Origin of the sequence: Nocardiopsis sp. NRRL B-16309 (assembly GCF_001279585.1) — a bacterium.
GTDB lineage: Bacteria > Actinomycetota > Actinomycetes > Streptosporangiales > Streptosporangiaceae > Nocardiopsis.
Genome location: NZ_LGEC01000027.1, coordinates 104773 through 122095, shown reverse-complemented (window position 1 = coordinate 122095; position 17323 = coordinate 104773). Strand labels below are relative to the sequence as shown.

Genomic DNA, 17323 nt, shown 5'->3' with positions numbered 1-17323 from the left:
ACACCAGCCAGACATGCCCCCCACCACGCAACCGGACATCACCCGCCACTCCTACGACGTCGTGGTGATCGGGGCGGGCGGAGCCGGGCTCCGCGCCGCCATCGCCGCACGCGAGCAGGGAAAGCGGACGGCGGTCATCTCCAAGTCGCTCTTTGGCAAGGCGCACACGGTCATGGCCGAGGGCGGCGCGGCGGCCGCGCTGGGCAACGCCAACGCCGACGACACCTGGACCGTGCACTTCCGCGACACCATCCGCGGCGGCAAGTTCCTCAACGACCCGCGGATGGCCGAACTGCACGCCCGCGAGGCTCCCGAACGCATCCTGGAGCTGGAGTACTGGGGAGCGCTGTTCGACCGCACCCCCGACGGGCGGATCAGCCAGCGCAACTTCGGCGGACACGAGTACCCCCGGCTCGCCCACGTGGGCGACCGCACCGGCCTGGAGATGATCCGCACGCTGCAACAGCGGATCGTCGCCCTCCAGCAGGCGGACGCAGCCGAGACGGGCGACCCCGACGCGATGCTGCGGGTGTTCGCCGAGACCGCCGTCACCGAGCTGGTCACCAACGCCTCCGGAGCGGTGGCCGGGGCGTTCGGCTACCGCCGGGCCGACGGCGGGTTCGTGCTGTTCGAGGCACCGGCGGTCATCCTGGCCACCGGCGGCATCGGCAAGGCGTTCCGGACCACGTCCAACTCCTGGGAGTACACCGGTGACGGCCACGCGCTGGCGCTGCGTGCCGGGGCCGGACTGATCAACATGGAGTTCGTGCAGTTCCACCCCACGGGCATGGTCTGGCCGCCGTCGGTCAAGGGCATCCTCGTCACGGAGTCGGTGCGCGGCGACGGCGGTGTCCTGCGCAACTCCGAGGGCCGCCGCTTCATGTTCGACTACGTGCCGGACGTCTTCCGCGCGCAGTACGCGGAGTCGGAGGAGGAGGCCGACGGCTGGTACACCGACCCGTCCGGCCACCGCAGGCCGCCGGAGCTGCTGCCCCGCGACGAGGTGGCCCGGGCGATCAACGCCGAGGTCAAGGCCGGACGGGGGTCGCCGCACGGCGGGGTGTTCCTGGACGTGTCCACGCGCATGCCCGCCGAGGAGATCCGGCGGCGGCTGCCGTCGATGCACCACCAGTTCAAGGAGCTGGCGGACGTGGACATCACCGCCGAGCCGATGGAGGTGGGCCCGACCTGCCACTACGTGATGGGCGGGGTGCGGGTGGAGGCCGACACCGCCGCCTCGGACGTGCCCGGGCTCTTCGCCGCCGGCGAGGTGGCGGGCGGTATGCACGGGTCCAACCGGCTCGGCGGCAACTCCTTGTCGGACCTGTTGGTGTTCGGACGCCGCGCCGGTCTGGGCGCCGCCGCCTACGTCGACGGGCTGGACGCGCGGGCCCCGGGCGAGGTGCTGGACGGAGCCGCATCACGGGCGGTCTCGGACGCGCTGGCCCTGCTCAAGCAGGGCGACGGCGAGAACCCGTACACCCTGCACGGCGAGCTCCAGGACACGATGAACGACCTGGTCGGCATCATCCGGCGCGAGGGCGAGATGGAGCGGGCGCTGGAGCGGCTCGACGCGATGGTGCGGCGGGCGCGGCTGCTGAGCGCGCCCGGCGACCGGGTGTACAACCCGGGCTGGCACCTGGCCCTGGCGCTGCCCAACATGCTCCTGGTCTCCCAGGCGATCGCCCGGTCGGCGCTGGAGCGCACCGAGTCGCGCGGGGGCCACACCCGCGAGGACCACCCGGACATGTCCCCGGAGTGGCGGCGGGTGAACCTGCAGGTCCGGGTCGGCCCGGACGGCGGCGTGGAGCTGTCGCGCCGCCCGGTCGCCGACATCCCGGCCGAGCTGATGTCCGGGTTCGGGCACGACGAGCTGGCCAAGTACCTGACCAAGGAGGAACTGCCCGAGGAGGTCGCCGCCGAGGCCGCCGGGACGCCGGACGGCACGGCTCCCGCGGACGCCGAACCCGGTGCCGTGGGCGGTGAGGGCCCGGGCGAGGTGCCGGGTGAGGGCCCGGGGACGGCCGCGGCCTCGACCGGGGCCGTGGACACAGCGGACGAGGCGGGCGAGACCAGCGAGCGGGTCGCCTCGGACGGCGCGGGCGGCACGAGCGAGGCGCGCGGCACGGACGGGGCGGACGACAGGGACGACACAGACGGCACGGAAGGGTCGACCGAGGAGGACCGGTCATGAGCAAGCGGACGTTCCGGGTGTGGCGGGGTGCGGGCGAAGGCGCCCTGACCGAGTACGAGGTGGAGGTCAACGAGGGCGAGGTCGTCCTGGACGTCCTGCACCGGCTCCAGGCCACCCAGACCCCCGACCTCGCCGTGCGGTGGAACTGCAAGGCGGGCAAGTGCGGGTCGTGCTCGGTGGAGATCAACGGCAGGCCCCGGCTCTCCTGCATGACGCGCATGAGCGTCTTCGAGGAGGACGAGGTGGTGACGGTGACGCCGATGCACACGTTCCCGGTGATCCGGGACCTGGTGTGCGACGTGTCGTACAACTACCAGAAGGCGCGGGAGATCCCCTCGTTCACCCCGGACCCGGCGACCTCGCCCGGGGACTTCCGGATGAAGCAGGTGGACGTCGAGCGCTCGCAGGAGTTCCGCAAGTGCATCGAGTGCTTCCTGTGCAACAACGTCTGCCACGTGATCCGCGACCACGAGGAGAACAAGGAGCACTTCTCGGGGCCGCGCTACCTCATGCGGGTGGCGGAGCTGGAGATGCACCCCTACGACACCGAGGACCGGCGCAAGGCCGCCGATGAGGACTTCGGCATGGGCTACTGCAACATCACCAAGTGCTGCACGGAGGTGTGCCCGGAGAACATCCACATCACCGACAACGCCCTCATCCCGCTCAAGGAGCGGGTGGCCGACCGCAAGTACGACCCGCTGGTGTGGCTGGGCTCGAAGATCGGGCGGCGGCCGAAGGACACCCCCATCGCGCCGAACACCCGGCGCCCCACCGAGGGGGCCTGACCCGGGGACCCACCCCCGGTGCCCGTGGCCGGAGTTCCCCCTCCGGCCACGGGCCTTTGTGCGGGGTCACTACTCGTGAACCGGTGGTTCGTCGCCCGCCCAGACGTCGAAGGTCGCCCAGACCTGGGTGCGAAAGCCCGGCCATTCCGGAACGGCATGGCAGCCCCAGCCGTCAGCGAGCCGGGAGACCATGAGCAGGCCGCGCTGGCCCTCGGCCCAGTCCCACGCGGCGTCGGTGCGCTCGGTCGGGATGCGGGGACGTGTGGGGCCGTCACCGGCGTCGAAGATCCCGATGCGCAGTCTCCGGCCCTGGGAGAGCGACATGACCCGGTCCACGCGTGCGCCCGGTCGGGCGTACTTGGCGGCGTTCGCGAAGAGTTCGCTGGTCACCAGCCGCACGGTGTCGATGAGGTCGGCCCCTCCCATGCCCCACAGGTCCCGCGCGAGGTCCGCCCGGACCCGGGAGAGTTCGCGCAGGTCGCCCGGGTAGGAGCGGTGGGGCCACAGGTAGGCCGGGAGGGTGATCATCGCCGTGCTCATACGGCCGCCCCCACTCGCACTCGCGCGCTCGGAGCGGTGAACACGGGGGCGCTCGGTGCGGCGAGGAGGTCGCCGGGGGTCGAAGGAGCGGAGCGCTGCTGCGGGATCCACGCCTGGAGGCGGGCGTTCGCCTGCGCCTGGATCCGGTCGAGGTCGCGTTCCCGCGCGCGGCGGCGTTCCTGGACGAGATAGGAGGGGCGCACGAGCGCGACGTCGTCGGCGGGGAGGGTTTCGCTCGGACGGGCGAGGCGGGGAGTGCGGAGTTCCTGCTTCCGTGCCGACTCGACAGCGGGCAGCGGAGCGTACCGACGGACCCGGGTAGAGCGGCGTCGGCGGGCGGCGGCGTGCCGACCGCGAGCAGGGGTGAGGAGGGCCTTCACGGTGCCCATGACAAGGGCGAGGAAGGCCGCGCTATAATCGCGCATGCTGGCAATCCTTGTGGTTAAAGGTTTGAAATTGCTGGCCACGACCCCGGACGGCAATCAACCGTCGCGGGGTCTCCGTGTATGAACTTGTGTGTTTGGGTAGAAGAGTAGGGCACGCGGGACGCCAAGGCGAACTATTCTTCGAACCCGGGAAGAAAAAAGTTCATGGGGTAGGCATCACCCCAGCTCAGAGCCCACAGAATAATGGATGCGCTTCTAATCGCGGGCCCGCCAGAAGTATCCTCTTCGCCCGATTCGAAATCATTTGCTCACACCGCCACAGACACGAGTAAAGGCAGTGCTTCCCATGGAGACACTGCCCTGACGCGTGCGGACGTTAGCGGTGGAACTTGAGGGCGTGCAAATGCTCGTGCGTGTGGGCTGTTCTGTCGGTTCAGACAGCCAAGTCCTGCAGAAGTCTCCTGCCCGAACGATGAGCGTGGTCCGCCTGAGCGGTACTCTCACCTCGCTTGCGCGCCCCCAGCACGCGGTTCGCGCACACCCACACACGGCTGATAATCCCGTCACGGGTGGACAGGGAGTGCAATCGCCCCGTAATCTCGACAGCCAACTCGGGAACGGGGTAAGCCGATTCCCAGAGCTTCGCCGCATCCAATCCTCTGGGCATGCGCCCCCAGCTATCCACGGCCGTGGACGCTTCCAGACCGCTGAACTCGCGCGGAAAGATGTCGCCGGGGCGGTGCCAACTGATCCGCGCCCACGTGCCTCGATCTGTCGGCATCCCCAACGAGGGGCGTGTTCCCGCAGGAGCCTGCCTCGATTCGATGAGATCGGCCCCGAGTCGCGCTGCGGCCTCATGCAAGAGGCCGCGCCGGAATGCCGGTGAAGGTGACCGTGCGGGGTGGAGGGCGGGCGCGGCCAAGGGGCCTACCTCTCGATCAGCTCCTGGAGGTACGAGGAGGCATTGGCGATGGGGCTGCGGGTCTGTTCGCCGGATTCCATGTCGCGGACGGTCACCTCGCCGGCGGCCTGTTCGTCGGCACCGTAGATGATGGCGAACCGGGCGTGCTGAGCGTTGGCCCACTGGAGCTGCTTGCCGAGCTTGCGTGACGACCCCAGGAATAGGCCCACGCGCCGACCGTGTGAGCGCAGCTCGCCCGCCAGACGCATCAGATCGGATTCGCCGCCCAACACGGTCAGGGCTACGTCCAGACCGCGCGGCTCGGTGTCTTCCGGGCCCTGCATGGCCAGGATGCGTTCGATTCCGATAGAGCCACCGCAGGCGGGTGTGTCGGGACCGCCGAGGGAGGCCACCAGGCCGTCATAGCGGCCGCCGGCCGCGATCGCACCGGGGAAGCCTTCGGCTTCGACTTCCCAGATGGCACCGGTGTAGTAGTCCAGACCGCGCACCATGCGCGGGGCGAAGACGACACGACCTCCCAGGTCTGCGGTCAGTTCCAACAGGCTGTCGATCTCGGTGAGGCCCCGCTGTCCGCGTTCGGTGGTGGCGAGCTTGGCGCGGATCAGGTCCGCGTCGTCGGCGGCCACGTCTTCGGCCAGGTTCTCAGCGGTGGACATGTCCAGGCCGCGTTCGTCAACGAGTTCCTTGGCGACGGCCTGCACACCGACCTTGTCGAGCTTGTCCAGTGTTGCCAGGACCCCGTCCCCGCGGTTCTCCTCCACCTGGTAGACCTCCAACAAGCCGCGCAGGGCCTCGCGGCTGTTGACGAGGAACCGGAAGCGCTCTACTCCCAAGGCGTCGAGGCCATCGGCGATGGCGCGCACGACCTCGGCATCAGCCAGTGGGGACGTAGAACCCACCGTGTCGACATCGCACTGAACGAATTCGCGGAACCGACCCTCCTGGGGGCGGTCGGCCCGCCACACCGGCCCGATCGCGTACCGCTTGAAGGGCGAGGGGAGCTTGGAGCCGTGGGTGCCGATGACGCGGGCCAGCGGCACAGTGTGGTCGTAACGCAGCGCCAGGTCGGGTTGACCGCTGGCTTCGTGAACGCCCCGGCGCAGGATCTTGAACAGGAGCTTGGACGCCTCCTCACCGTACTTGCCGGTGACCACCTCGATCCGCTCGAACGCGGGGGTTTCCAACGGGTCGAACCCGTAACGCTCGAAGACCTCTGAGACGTCGGCGATGGCCGCCCTCCTGCGCCTCAGGTCGTCCGCGAGGAAGTCCCGCGTTCCTGAGGGTGCCTGCGCCTTAGCCATGTTGATGCCGCTTCCCGTGCCGTCGTGCATGTTTGGACAGCGCCAGACTACTGCGGGTCCGCTTCGCCGACCGACCAGTCCGGGAAGTACCGGACGAGCATGTTCACCAGCGCTTTCCGTTCCTCAGGATCTCCATGACCGGTGTGCAGCAGAGGTGTGCCGTCAATCGCTTCCAACGTCTCCCAGCCGTTGAGGGAGTCCATGAGGTCGCGTACTCCAGTCATCAGCGACATGGACATCTGGGGGACGATCGCGTCCAGGGCGTGGGCCTGGTAGTAGATCGAGGACCGTCGCGGGGCGGTGCTGTCGATCCGCTCGGAGTAGTTCACCTCGCTCACCTGGGGGTAGCAGGAGTCCAGCAGCACCTTGGGCACGTCCCAGACCGGCATGAGACAGTCCACGTCACCGGTACGGCGTTTGGGGTACGGCAGTGGGCGGCGGCCGTTCATCAGACAGAACAGAAGCTCCGCCATGACGTCCTCCCGGTTGTAGCCCATCAGCAGAGAACTACCGCCGATTTCCCGGTTCAATGCCCGTCCGACCAGGTTGAGCAACCAGGTCCCGAAGAAATGACTGGCGTCCGCGCCGTAGGTGGACCTGATCTCACGCCAAAGGGCCTCGGGGGAAGCGGACATGCCCAACAGGGAGGCGATGTCCTCGGGGTGGAGCACTCGGTGGCCGAACCCGTACCCCTCACACAGGTCACGAGCCCGGTTGGCGGCGGTCCCTCGCCACAGGGGGTCCAGGACCACCGTGAAACACAGCACCTGGTCAGAGCAAAGCTCTTCTGCGGAGACGTAGCGGACCAGGCCGCGCACGATGCTGCTGGAATCCCCGCCCCCGGAGATCCCCGCAACGAGCGGAGGCGTTACCCGGTACACGCTCAGGAAATCGGCGATCTTGGTGAACACGATCTCGCGGAGCTGATCGTCGTCCAGGAGGTGGACCCGATGCTCCGGGTCCTTCTCGGCGTACCGCAGGTCGTACATGGCGGCAACGGGATCGGCGCTGTGTTCCTGGGTATGCAGGGTGAAGGGCAGGAGCTCCACATCGGTATTGCGCATACATTGCAGGATCACCGTGCTCGATTCCGGAATCTGCCCGAGCGTGTGAGTGATGGGAACGGGTCGAAGACTCCCATCTCCGGGGACTTCGTATGCCTGGAACATCGAGGGGGGCATGCGGTTGGCCCGAAGCAGATCGGCGAAGGACAGCTCGTCCGCAGGCGCGAGCGAACGGGCGCCGTTCGCGAAGAGCGCTGTGACCCGTTCCCACTTACTCACTCAGGTGTCTCCTGTTCGCGTTGTATGTCGTCGGCCTAGTAGTGCGCGGTCAGCGCCGAGCAGGACAGGGTCTCCTCGACCTGCGGCGCGGTCATGCGGTCCATGCCGAGCTGGGGCAGGGTGCGGGTCATGATGGCCGTCAGCTCGGCCAGGTCGGAAGTCGTCGGACCCTGCGTGATGGCGTCCATGAACGGTGTCCTTCCTTCGTTTGTGCCCAGCCTCGAAGCGGCAGGGCGTGGCCGTACACCGGTTGGTGTACGGGGCTTGTCATGTGCTTCGCTCGAACGGCTCTCTCACCGGCTCTCTGAGGGCCGGAGTCGCCCGTTGATGGAACAGTGCGTATAACTGGCTCGGTTCGGAGTGGGAGAGGATGAGCGAGGAGGTACCTCCTCGCCTGAACGCCCAGTACTGGCGTGACTCCGACCCCCAGAACACAAGCCACGTGTTTCCGGCATACTTCTGGAGAAGCGCCGCAGTCTTCCTGAACGGCTCGTCTTCGCCGGGGTCTCCCACCATTCCGGGTCACCTCCGGGCGTCGCGGTCAATCTCGAACCACACCGTGGTCCCCGTCTCGTGGTGAACGGTGCCCCATCGGTTCGCTTGGGTCGCGACGAGCCGAAGCCCAAGCCCTCCCGGGCGGTCGGGCTGTAGGGGGCGGACGTGCGGGTTCGCGATTTCTTGATGGCGCGGGCCTTGGTCGATGACCTTGATCTGGACGCGCCGCTGAATCTTGATGATCGCGACGGTGACGTCGCCTCCGGGGTCACCTGAGCGGGTGTGCGTGATCGCGTTGTTGAAAAGTTCGCTGGCGAGTAGGAGCAGCGACTCGGCTTCCCGCTGACGCCACGAGACGCGGGACAGGATGTGGCGGCGGACCACGGCGGACTGCTCCGGCAGACCCTCAACGATCACCACTGAACCGGTGTGCTCGATGGCTTGTTCTACGTCGATCGGGGCACGTTCGCGTGGATTGGTGGATCGCCTTGGCGGCCGTGGTTCGGCCTCGGTCCGGACCTCTCGGTCCTGGCTGGAGTCCATTGTGATCACTGTCCCCACAAAAATCACCATCACATTCCGGATCGTCGCTACGAGTAGCCGCAGTCCTCTCCCCGGGGCGACCAGACCGAGCCCGTGACTCGGTTGGTTGCGGCTCGTCACTGTGCGCCTCTGTGAGCAACACCATGAATGCTTCCGAACGCTTCCGCTAGAGAGATCACCACAGGGTCACGATCGGGTCGAACCTGTAGAGCTTGGAAGAGGAATCGCGTTGTATCGGTCTTGTTGGTAGAGGTCTGGTCGAGTGGAGCGTCCATGGATCGAAAGCCAAACCCGAAGTGGCGGCGGTTGGGGGCCGAGATCACCAAGGCTCGGAGGCGCGCCAAGATGACCCAAGCCCAAGCGGCCAAGGCGATGGCGGTGGTTCCGTCTACGGTCTCGGCATGGGAGAGAGGAACCCGGGGGCTGCAAGAGGAGGCGGCGAGGGAACTCGACCTCCTCTACAAGACATCCGGTGTAGTTCTGCGTGCTTGGAACACCGCAAATACACCATCAGCTCTTCCAGACTGGTATGAAGAGGTTGAGCAGCTTGAAGCGTTGATGTCCGAGCTGCGTGAGTACCAGCCACTTGTCTTCCCAGGACTCGTCCAGACCGTCCGCTATGCCACAGCGGTCTTGCGTGACACCACGCCGCTGGCCAAGAAGACCGAGCTGGAAGACATGGTCGAGTCCCGGGAGCGCAGGCAGAAGATCCTGAGCAAGGACGATCCGCCTAAGATCTCGGTAGTGGTCGAGGCCGAGGTCCTCTACCGTCCCATCGGGGGTACGGATGTACTAAGGGAGCAACTGGGGTACCTTCTCGACTTGATCGACAAGGGGGTCATCCGGCTCCAGGTCGTTCCTCCACGCCCCAGCTTCCATCATGGTGGAGCAGGCCCCTTCCGGATCTACGGTTTTCCGGACAAGCCCACGCTCGTCTCGGCGGAGCACATGGGGGGTGAGCAGCTCATGGATGAGATGAACAAGGTGCAGCACTGCGCGGCGGTGTTCGGTCTCTTGCAAAGCGAGGCGCTCTCAACTCGCGAGAGCCGGGATCTGATCAGGAAGGTCAAGGAAGAACTCGATGACAACGAAACGTGACCCTCAGTGGCACAAGAGCAGCTACAGCGCCTCGCAAGGGAGCTGTGTTGAGGTGGCCGAGGGAGCGACCGTCCTGGTGCGGGACACACAGAATCGGGGACTTGGCCACATCGACTACACGACCGAGGCTTGGACTACGTTCCTCAGTGATGTGAAGAGCAGCCTTCTCTGACTTCCTTGGCTTCCCGATGCCCCCGAGTTTGGCTTCACTCGGGGGCATCGCGACGTTCTAACAACTGGACCAAGATCCTCGACGGATACCTCCACGAGAGCTGAGCCCCAGGGGGTCGTCCTTCAGGGCTCGACCACCCGCAGCGTCAGTCCAAGGAACCGCCCCCGGGAGGTCCCTTCAGCAACGTGACGTGTGTGCCCAATGGTGCCGTCCAGGGTGACGCTGAGGCGTGCCTCGCCGAACTCCCCCGCCGCGTTCCCGGTCATCTCTGGGCGTGAAAACCGGGTGCGGGGCCGCGCGCGGCCGGGTTACGGTCCCCGAATGACACATGACGACGGGTACTTCGGCGAGGAGATCGCCGCCGACTACGACGACTCGTCGGCCGCGATGTTCGCCCCCGAAGCCGTCGCACCGGCGGTGGACCTGTTGGCGGAGCTGGCCGGGGACGGGGCCGCGCTGGAGTTCGGCGTGGGCACGGGACGGATCGCCCTGCCGTTGGCACGGCGCGGTGTCCCGGTCCACGGCATCGACCTGTCGCGGGCGATGGTCGACCGCCTGCGCGCCAAGCCGGGCGCGGACGCGGTGGCCACCACGATCGGGGACTTCGCCTCCACGCGCGTCGAGGGCGACCGCTCCCTGGTGTACCTGGTGTTCAACACGATCGGCAACCTCACCACCCAGGACGCGCAGGTGGCGTGCTTCGAGAACGCCGCCGCGCACCTGCGGCCGGGCGGCCGGTTCGTGGTGGAGGTGGGGGTGCCCGAGCTGCGCCGACTGCCGGCCGGGCAGCAGGTGCTCCCGTTCGGGCAGAGCGGCACGCAGTGGGCCTTCGACGTCTACGACTGCGCCACCCAGGCGATGAGCTCCAACTACGTCACCGTGGACAGCGGGAAGGGGTCGGTCTGGTCGATCCCGTTCCGCTACGTGTGGCCCTCGGAGCTGGACCTCATGGCACGCATCGCGGGTATGCGGCTGGTGGAGCGCTGGGAGGACTGGAACAGGAAGCCGTTCACGCACGAGAGCACCGAGCACGTGTCCGTGTGGGAGAAGCCCGGTCGCTGAGCGGCGTCGAACGCGGTTGCGCGGGGGGTGTCCGCATGGGTGGACGTCATTCGTGCAGCCCGGCCAGGCGGGACCCGCAGCGGGCCAGGAGCGAGGTCTCCTGGGAGTGCCTGCTCTCCTCCCAGCGGTCGGCGACCCCGAAGAGCCGGTACATGGCGTGCACACCGGCCCACCGGACCGGTTCGGGCTCCCAGCGGCCGGAGTCGTGGTCGTTCCAGGGCAGTCGGGTGAGCGGGGTGTCGCGCTCGGCCGCGCGGTCCAGGAGGGTCCGCGCCGCGAGGCGGGCCGCGGTCACTCCGTGCCCGGCGAACCCGCGGACGACGCCGACGCGCGTCGCGGGGTCGAAGAAGACCCCGGCGCACCAGTCGCGGGTCACGCCGATCGCGCCGCGCCAGGCGTGCTCGACGGTGAGGTCCGTGTCGGGGAAGAAGAACCGGAGCCGGTCGCGCAGCGTGCGCACGGTGCGGGCGTCGACCACCCCGGGGCCGGGGGTACCCGAGGCGTAGGAGTAGGGCGTGCCGCGCCCGCCGATCGCGACGCGGCCGTCCTCGGTGCGCTGGGCGTAGACGAAGGTGTGCGCCGCGTCGCTCAGGCACTCGCGGCCCTCCCACCCGATCCGCTCCCAGACCGCCCGTGGAAGCGGGGCCGTGACGATCATCGAGGAGTTGACGGGGATGACCTCGCGCCGCCCCAGGCCGGGCACGTCGCCCTCCACCTGCCCGGAGTAGGCCTCCAGACAGCACAGGACCGTGGTGGCGCGCACGTCGCCGCGGGCGGTCGTGACCAGGCCGGGCCCGATACGCGTGACGCGGGTGCCTTCGAGCACCCGCACGCCCCGGCGTTCCACGACGCGCGCCAGGCCCCGGACGAGCTTGGCGGGGTCGACCCGGGCGGTGGGCCGGTAGTACAGCCCGCCCAGGGCCGGGGCGACGGCCACGCGCTCGGCGACCTGGTCGGCGTCGAGGAGGTCGAGTTCCGACGCGTGGTAGCCGTGGGCGAGGTTCGCGGCGTGCGCCCGCTCCAGCCGCTTCAGCGCCGCGGGGGTGGTGGCGATCTGCAGGTGGCCTCCCCTGTGCTGGTCGGCGTCGATGCCCTCCTCCGCCAGGACGCGCAGGGTGTCGTCGATGGTCGCGTTCATCTCGCGCTGGAAGGCGGCGACCTCGGCGGCGCCGTCGAGGCCGCGGGCGCGGGCGGCGCGGGCGTAGACGGCGCGGTTGCCCGGGAGCAGCGTGGACATCCAGCCGCCGTTGCGCCCGGAGGCGCCGTAGCCCACGTGCTCGGCCTCCAGCACGGTGACGGACCGGTCCGGGTCCTCGACGACGGCCTGGTAGGCGGCCCACAGGCCGGTCAGCCCGCCGCCGACGATCACCAGGTCCTGCTGTTCCGGGAGCGGCGCGGACGACCGGTGGTCGGCGTCCGTCCCGGGTGGCACGTCCGTCCCGGGCGGCCCGGCCTTCTCGGGTAGCGCGTTCGTCCCGGGCGGCGCTTCCGTCGCGGACGAATCCGCGGAGGGCGGCGCGGTCTCGGTCGCGGCCGGAGGGGCGGACGCGCGCATCCAGTGCGAGACCTCGCCGTTGCGATAGGCGGTCATCGGAGTCTCCCGTCGTGTGGACCGGCGGCCCGAACGGCGGGCGGCCGAAGGTGACCGGATCCGGTTCCGGTCGCGGTGCTCAGTACGTGGGCGGGGCGATCGCCCAGAGCACCCGGGCCTCGTCGCGTCCCGTCGTCTCCGTGACGCGGTGCGGTTCGCTGCTGCGGTAGTGGACCGAGTCGAGCGCGCCCAGCCGGTGGCGCTGCTCGCCGACCCACACCTCCACCTCGCCGGACAGGACCAGGAGCAGTTCCTCCGAGTCGCCGTGGGTGTAGGGCTCCACGCCGGTGGAGCCGCCCGGGGCGAAGTGGCCGAGAAGGACTTCGAGGTGGTCGAAGGCGGGCGGTGTGAGCTTGACCTTGGTCGCGTCCTCACCGAACGACAGTCCCCGGGTGTCGCGGAAGCGCAGGACGGCGCCGGCCGAGGCCGTGTCCTGGTCGAAGAGGTCGCCGACGCGGAGCCCGAGGACGGCGCACAGCCGTTGGAGCGCGCGCACGCTGGCGTTGGCCTGGTCGCGTTCGATCTGCGACAGGTAGCCCTCGGTCAGACCGGACCGGTCCGCCACGTCCCGGAGCGTGAGCTGGAGGGCCCGCCTGCGGCGGCGGAGCCGGGCGCCGATGGCGGCGGGGGATGTGTCGTTCACCACGCTGGCGAACCTAACAGCCCTTGACGCGGACCACAATGGAGTTGGCCAACACTACATATTTCTTTACTCCCTGGGCGTGACCTGCGTCGAGGCGCGGGGCCGCGCTCAGCGGGGCCGGGTTCGGGCCGGGAAGCGGCCTCCGGTCCCGCGGGGTCAGAACCCCCGCGAGGCCCAGTCGTCCAGGTGCGCCGCGGCCTCGGCGATGGTCGTGGACTCGCCGTGGCCGGGGTGGACGACCGTCTCCCCCGGCAGGCCCACGAGCTGGTCGCGGATGGAGGCGATGATCGTCGGGAAGTCCGAGAACGGCTGCCCCGTGGCGCCCGGCCCACCCGGGAAGAGGGTGTCGCCGGTGAAGACCACGCCGAGTTCGGCCGCGTAGAGGCTCACACCTCCGGGGGTGTGCCCGGGCGTGTGCAGCACGGAGAGCTCCATACCGCCGACCCGCAGCACCTCGCCGTGCAGCAGCGGGGCGTCGGGTTCGCGCGCCGGGTGGACCTGGTGCCACAGCTCGGCGTCGTCGGGGTGGAGCAGGATGGGCGAGTCCGTGAGCTCGGCCAGGGCGACCGCCGCGTTGACGTGGTCGCTGTGCCCGTGGGTGCACACGATGGCCATCAGTTCGCGGTCGCCCAGCCCCCGGGCGATGGCCTCGTGGTCGTGCGCGGCGTCGATGACGATCGCGTGCTCGCCGTCGCCCACGATCCACACGTTGTTCTCGACGTCGAACTCGCCGCCCTCCAGGCTGAAGATGCCCGAGGTCCGAAGGCGCTGGACGGGGGAGGAGTCATGCACGGGTTCACCACCTGACGTCTGAGGAGATGACCGGGAGGTGCCCCAGTCCTGCTGGTCCTGCTGGTCCTGCTGGTCCTGCCACGTCGACCTTATCCCCCGCCCACGGCGCGCACACGCGTATCCCCGTCTCAGTGACCGCCGGGCTCGAAGTTGCGGCGCAGGGCGTAGGGCTGGATGAGTCCGAGTCCGTGCGCGTGCCGGGCCCGGACCTTGACCACCTGGAGATCGTCGTGGTCGGAGAGGCTCTCGGCCAGGGCGTCGTCGATGAGCACGGTGCCGGGCCGGGCGAAGGAGGTCAGGCGGCTGGAGCGGTTCACGGTGGTGCCGAAGACGTCGCCGTGCAGGGTCAGGACCGGGCCGTAGGCCACGCCGACTCTGACGTCGGGCACCTCGACGTGCGTCTTGACCCCCGACGCCAGCCGCAGCGCGATGTCGGCGGCCTGCTGGGGGGCGTCGGCGACGTAGAGCACCTCGTCGCCGAGCGTCTTGACCACGCGTCCGCCGCCGGAGGCGACGATGTCCGCCGCGGTGGCCTCGAAGCCCTCCACGACCTCGGCCAGCTCGACCTCGTCGAGCTCGCGGCTGAGGGTGGTGAAGGAGACCAGGTCGGCGAACCCGACGATCAGCGGGTAGTAGTTGGGGACGACGTCGTCGCCGTTGGACATCACCGCCAGCGTGCGGGCGGTGGACGCGGCGAGCTGGCGGCGCCAGATGTGCAGCAGCAGCCGTTCGACGTCCGGCAGCAGCTCCTTGACGTGGTTCATCAGCGGACTGGCGGCGGAGGTGTCGCCCTCCTTGAAGATGAGGGTGCTCAGGATGCTCGTCTGCCAGTCGGCCAGCCGCGCCATCGTCTGCCCCATGGCGCGGGCGAAGCGGACCACGCCCTCCTCGTCCAGCACGCCTTCCTGCAGGAGCGAGTTGGTGATGCGCAGGGCCTCGACGTCGCTCTCGGCGAAGATGACGGAGTCGTCGCCCAGGGCGGGGAAGCCGAGGGCGCGCCAGACGCGCCCGGCGATCTCGGGCTCGGCACCGGCGAGTTCGATCGCCTGTTCCCTGGTGTAGACCGCTTCACCGCCGAGCAGGACGGTTTCGATCGCTTTCGGGTCGGGACGCGACGGCATTCGTTCTCTTTCACAGGACCGTCCCCACGGCGGTGGGGAGCGAGCGCTTCGTCATCCGGCCGACGGTGCGGCACCGGCTCACCACCAGCTTACGCCCGTGGTCACTCCCCGCGAGGGGGCGGGCGCTCACCGATGGCGGCCTCAGCCCTGGTAGTCCGGGGGGACGCCCGGTCTCTGGGCCATGTGGACGGCGTTGACTTGTCGATAGATCTCGGACTGGAACCACTGGGGCCTCGGCACCCGGCGCAGGACCATGCCCTCCTGCTCGGACGCCGACTGTACGGACAACGTTCCGTACCGCATGAGGCGTTCCCAGAGCGAGATGTCGAAGGAGACGTCGTTGACCCGGGTGAGGGGCATGTCCCGGCCCTGCTTGGAGATGATGCCGTCGCGCATCATCAGGCGCCGGTTGGTGAGGATGAAGACGGTGGTCGACCACTTGAGCATGGGGACCAGCCAGAAGAGGAGTGCGGCGACCAGGCCGAGGCCCACCACCACGGCCATCGCGATCAGGCTCCAGTCCTGATCCCACGGAAGGAACCACAGTGCGGCACCGACGACCGCGACGATGAGCGCCAGCGCCACGAACTCGCCCGCCAGGACGGTCCAGTGCTGACGGGCGACGTGGACGAGTTCCTCGTCGTCGGAGAGATATCGGTCCGCGATAGCCATAACGGTGATCATGGCACAAGCCGCCCCGCCGCGGGAGGCCTCCGACGGCCGCTTGTGGACAACCGGGGGGAGCGCTCAGCCGCCCGGCCGCACGTGGACGACGTCGCCCGCGCTCAGCGCCGTCCGGCCCTCGGGGCCGTCGACCAACAGGCGGGCGTCGCCGTCGACACCGGCCGCGACGCCCTCCAGCAGTCCGTCGCCGGGCAGGTGGACACGGACCCGACGGCCGATGGTCACGCAGAGTTCACGGTAGGCCGCGGCCAGACCGCACGCGCCGGCGTCGCCGCCGGCGGCCGACCAGGGGGTGTAGAGCTCCTCGAACTCCTCCAGCAGCGCGGTGAGGAGGTCGCCCCGGTCCAGGCTCGCGGCACCCTCGCCCCGCAGTGAGACCGCGGTGTCCACGGGCAGCTCGGAGCGGTCCTGGGAGACGTTGAGGCCGATCCCCACCACCACCCCCAGGGCGTCCGGAGCGGAGAAGTCCGCCTCGGACAGGATGCCCGCGAGCTTGCCGTCCTCCTCGGACTCCCCGGCTCGCTCCGCGGCGGGAACGAGGAGGTCGTTGGGCCACTTGAGCACGGCCGCCACCCCGGACACCCGCCGCACGGCGACGACCGCGGCCACGCCCATGATCACGGGGATCCAGCCCAGCGCGTTGGTCGGCACCCGGGGACGCAACAGGACGGAGAAGGTCAGCGCCGCGCGGTCCGGCGTGGTGAACACGCGCCCCAGCCGCCCCCGCCCCGCCGTCTGGTGCTCGGTCACCAGGACGCTGCCGTGCGGCGCCCCAGTCGCGGACCGCGCGACCAGTTCGGAGTTGGTCGACCCCACGGCGGGCACCACCTCGACGCCGCGCCACATCCTCCCGGGGCGGACGAGTGCGGCGTTGAGCGCCGCGGCGTCGAGCGGCGGGCGGGGGAAGGTCTCGGTGTCACTCGGCATGCCCCCATTACAGCAGCGCCGAATCCCGAACCGGAAACCCCTGTGCCCCGGAACGCCGCCGGTTACCCTGGAACCAGCACAGCGATGATGGCGAGTTGCTACGTCCGGTTACCGGAGGTGACGCGGCAGATGAGTATCGCGGAAGCGGAAGCAGAAGCGGAGACAGTGGACACCGTGCCGTCCCACTGGGAAGTCGTGTTGCGCGCCTGGGAACAGCTGGACCTGCCCGAGGGCTGGCGGGCCGAGATCATCGAAGGCGACATCCACATCGTGACTCCCCCCAAGGACGAACACAGCGAGATCATCGACCAGCTCCAGACACGCCTCTTCCGAGAGAAGTTCCGTGACGGGAGCCGGATCAGCGAGTGCACTGTCCACCAGAACATCGACCTGCGCATCCCGGCACACGGCAGTCTGTCCATTCCGGACCTGGTGATCCTTCCGGGCCGGATCTTGGACCGCGCCCCCGAGCATTCCGCTGCCGACGCTCTCCTTGTAGTCGAGGTCACGTCGAAGAGCACGGCGGACAGGGACCGCAGGGCCAAGCTCCGGGGCTACGCGCACGCACACATTCCCCTGTACCTCCTGGTGGACCGCTGGGACCCCATCACCGGGCGTGGAGAAGTCACGCTCTTCTCCAGCCCCGAGGACGGTCGGTATACCGACATCACCAAGGTCCCGTTCGGCAAGGACATCCACCTGCCCGAGCCGTTCGACCTCACGCTCGACGCCTCCGGCCTCCCGGCCTGAACCGGCCCGGTCCCGGCCGGACCGCTCACAG

General features: G+C 69.1%; 18 protein-coding genes. 6 read left to right on the top strand and 12 right to left on the bottom strand.

Translation table 11 applies throughout. The features are described from left to right. Positions 1-13: 13 nt before the first annotated feature. Together ADL05_RS05180 and ADL05_RS05175 are read left to right on the top strand one after the other, a co-directional pair. Positions 14-2194: a fumarate reductase/succinate dehydrogenase flavoprotein subunit gene (locus ADL05_RS05180; protein ID WP_231640602.1), complete on the top strand. Its 2181-nt coding sequence runs from the start codon at positions 14-16 to the stop codon at positions 2192-2194. Beyond that, positions 2191-2982 (top strand): succinate dehydrogenase/fumarate reductase iron-sulfur subunit, encoded by a 792-nt coding sequence (locus ADL05_RS05175; RefSeq protein WP_053615707.1) that lies wholly within the window; start codon positions 2191-2193, stop codon positions 2980-2982. Before ADL05_RS05180 ends, ADL05_RS05175 begins: the two co-directional genes overlap by 4 nt. Before the next feature lie 69 nt (positions 2983-3051). Here ADL05_RS05175 and ADL05_RS05170 read toward each other — a convergent pair whose 3' ends face one another. From ADL05_RS05170 to ADL05_RS05150, 6 genes are all read right to left on the bottom strand, one after another. Beyond that, complete coding sequence (locus ADL05_RS05170; RefSeq protein ID WP_053615706.1) at positions 3052-3522, bottom strand: ATP-binding protein; 471 nt, start codon at positions 3520-3522, stop codon at positions 3052-3054. Beyond that, complete coding sequence (locus ADL05_RS05165; RefSeq protein WP_053615705.1) at positions 3519-3947, bottom strand: hypothetical protein; 429 nt, start codon at positions 3945-3947, stop codon at positions 3519-3521. Before ADL05_RS05165 ends, ADL05_RS05170 begins: the two co-directional genes overlap by 4 nt. 888 nt (positions 3948-4835) lie before the next feature. Then, positions 4836-6161 (bottom strand): histidine--tRNA ligase, encoded by a 1326-nt coding sequence (gene hisS, locus ADL05_RS05160; RefSeq protein ID WP_231640601.1) that lies wholly within the window; start codon positions 6159-6161, stop codon positions 4836-4838. Between the two features lie 17 nt (positions 6162-6178). Beyond that, a complete protein-coding gene (locus ADL05_RS05155; RefSeq protein ID WP_231640600.1) occupies positions 6179-7195 on the bottom strand; it encodes a hypothetical protein in 1017 nt (338 codons plus the stop codon). 254 nt (positions 7196-7449) lie between these two features. Continuing rightward, complete coding sequence (locus ADL05_RS30995) at positions 7450-7602, bottom strand: hypothetical protein (RefSeq protein WP_197285688.1); 153 nt, start codon at positions 7600-7602, stop codon at positions 7450-7452. Positions 7603-7936: 334 nt separating this feature from the next. Next, entirely contained in the window at positions 7937-8452 is a 516-nt protein-coding gene (locus ADL05_RS05150; protein WP_197285687.1) for an ATP-binding protein, read from the bottom strand. A 273-nt stretch (positions 8453-8725) separates the two neighbouring features. On the opposite strand from ADL05_RS05150, the gene ADL05_RS05145 reads away from it, so the two are divergent. The 3 genes from ADL05_RS05145 to ADL05_RS05140 all read left to right on the top strand — a co-directional run bounded on the left by ADL05_RS05145 (position 8726) and on the right by ADL05_RS05140 (position 10784). Continuing rightward, complete coding sequence (locus ADL05_RS05145; RefSeq protein ID WP_053615703.1) at positions 8726-9550, top strand: helix-turn-helix transcriptional regulator; 825 nt, start codon at positions 8726-8728, stop codon at positions 9548-9550. Then, positions 9534-9722, top strand: coding sequence for a DUF397 domain-containing protein (locus ADL05_RS29375; protein WP_082376113.1), 189 nt, complete (start codon positions 9534-9536; stop codon positions 9720-9722). The genes ADL05_RS05145 and ADL05_RS29375 overlap by 17 nt, the downstream gene beginning before the upstream one ends. Positions 9723-10043: 321 nt before the next feature. Further along, positions 10044-10784 (top strand): class I SAM-dependent methyltransferase, encoded by a 741-nt coding sequence (locus tag ADL05_RS05140; RefSeq protein WP_053615702.1) that lies wholly within the window; start codon positions 10044-10046, stop codon positions 10782-10784. Positions 10785-10830: 46 nt separating this feature from the next. On the opposite strand, the gene ADL05_RS05135 is transcribed toward ADL05_RS05140, so the two are convergent. The 6 genes from ADL05_RS05135 to ADL05_RS05110 form a co-directional block, all read right to left on the bottom strand. Then, entirely contained in the window at positions 10831-12375 is a 1545-nt protein-coding gene (locus tag ADL05_RS05135) for an FAD-dependent oxidoreductase (protein WP_082376112.1), read from the bottom strand. Positions 12376-12454: 79 nt separating this feature from the next. Then, positions 12455-13021 (bottom strand): XRE family transcriptional regulator, encoded by a 567-nt coding sequence (locus ADL05_RS05130; protein WP_053615701.1) that lies wholly within the window; start codon positions 13019-13021, stop codon positions 12455-12457. A gap of 153 nt (positions 13022-13174) precedes the next feature. Continuing rightward, positions 13175-13810 carry an MBL fold metallo-hydrolase gene (locus ADL05_RS05125; protein WP_053615700.1) on the bottom strand — a complete coding sequence of 212 codons (636 nt, stop codon included), beginning with the start codon at positions 13808-13810 and terminating at the stop codon, positions 13175-13177. 128 nt (positions 13811-13938) lie between these two features. Then, positions 13939-14931, bottom strand: coding sequence for an adenylate/guanylate cyclase domain-containing protein (locus tag ADL05_RS05120; protein ID WP_053615699.1), 993 nt, complete (start codon positions 14929-14931; stop codon positions 13939-13941). 141 nt (positions 14932-15072) lie between these two features. After that, positions 15073-15603: a PH domain-containing protein gene (locus tag ADL05_RS05115; RefSeq protein WP_053615698.1), complete on the bottom strand. Its 531-nt coding sequence runs from the start codon at positions 15601-15603 to the stop codon at positions 15073-15075. Between the two features lie 75 nt (positions 15604-15678). Beyond that, the gene (locus tag ADL05_RS05110; protein ID WP_053615697.1) at positions 15679-16542 is read right to left on the bottom strand and encodes a biotin--[acetyl-CoA-carboxylase] ligase; all 864 of its coding nucleotides are present in this window, start codon (positions 16540-16542) and stop codon (positions 15679-15681) included. A gap of 129 nt (positions 16543-16671) precedes the next feature. Here ADL05_RS05110 and ADL05_RS05105 point away from each other — a divergent pair, with 129 nt between their 5' ends. Beyond that, positions 16672-17292: a Uma2 family endonuclease gene (locus ADL05_RS05105; protein ID WP_053615776.1), complete on the top strand. Its 621-nt coding sequence runs from the start codon at positions 16672-16674 to the stop codon at positions 17290-17292. Positions 17293-17323: the final 31 nt, after the last annotated feature.

Excerpts from the sequence above, each read along its gene's own strand:
- ADL05_RS05180 (WP_231640602.1), top strand. The coding sequence starts at position 14 with ATGCCCCCCACCACGCAACCGGACATCACCCGCCACTCCTACGACGTC.
- ADL05_RS05175 (WP_053615707.1), top strand. The coding sequence starts at position 2,191 with ATGAGCAAGCGGACGTTCCGGGTGTGGCGGGGTGCGGGCGAAGGCGCC.
- ADL05_RS05170 (WP_053615706.1), bottom strand. The coding sequence starts at position 3,522 with ATGAGCACGGCGATGATCACCCTCCCGGCCTACCTGTGGCCCCACCGC.
- ADL05_RS05165 (WP_053615705.1), bottom strand. The coding sequence starts at position 3,947 with ATGCGCGATTATAGCGCGGCCTTCCTCGCCCTTGTCATGGGCACCGTG.
- hisS (WP_231640601.1), bottom strand. The coding sequence starts at position 6,161 with ATGCACGACGGCACGGGAAGCGGCATCAACATGGCTAAGGCGCAGGCA.
- ADL05_RS05155 (WP_231640600.1), bottom strand. The coding sequence starts at position 7,195 with ATGCGCAATACCGATGTGGAGCTCCTGCCCTTCACCCTGCATACCCAG.
- ADL05_RS30995 (WP_197285688.1), bottom strand. The coding sequence starts at position 7,602 with ATGGACGCCATCACGCAGGGTCCGACGACTTCCGACCTGGCCGAGCTG.
- ADL05_RS05150 (WP_197285687.1), bottom strand. The coding sequence starts at position 8,452 with ATGGACTCCAGCCAGGACCGAGAGGTCCGGACCGAGGCCGAACCACGG.
- ADL05_RS05145 (WP_053615703.1), top strand. The coding sequence starts at position 8,726 with ATGGATCGAAAGCCAAACCCGAAGTGGCGGCGGTTGGGGGCCGAGATC.
- ADL05_RS29375 (WP_082376113.1), top strand. The coding sequence starts at position 9,534 with ATGACAACGAAACGTGACCCTCAGTGGCACAAGAGCAGCTACAGCGCC.
- ADL05_RS05140 (WP_053615702.1), top strand. The coding sequence starts at position 10,044 with ATGACACATGACGACGGGTACTTCGGCGAGGAGATCGCCGCCGACTAC.
- ADL05_RS05135 (WP_082376112.1), bottom strand. The coding sequence starts at position 12,375 with ATGACCGCCTATCGCAACGGCGAGGTCTCGCACTGGATGCGCGCGTCC.
- ADL05_RS05120 (WP_053615699.1), bottom strand. The coding sequence starts at position 14,931 with ATGCCGTCGCGTCCCGACCCGAAAGCGATCGAAACCGTCCTGCTCGGC.
- ADL05_RS05115 (WP_053615698.1), bottom strand. The coding sequence starts at position 15,603 with ATGGCTATCGCGGACCGATATCTCTCCGACGACGAGGAACTCGTCCAC.
- ADL05_RS05110 (WP_053615697.1), bottom strand. The coding sequence starts at position 16,542 with ATGCCGAGTGACACCGAGACCTTCCCCCGCCCGCCGCTCGACGCCGCG.
- ADL05_RS05105 (WP_053615776.1), top strand. The coding sequence starts at position 16,672 with ATGAGTATCGCGGAAGCGGAAGCAGAAGCGGAGACAGTGGACACCGTG.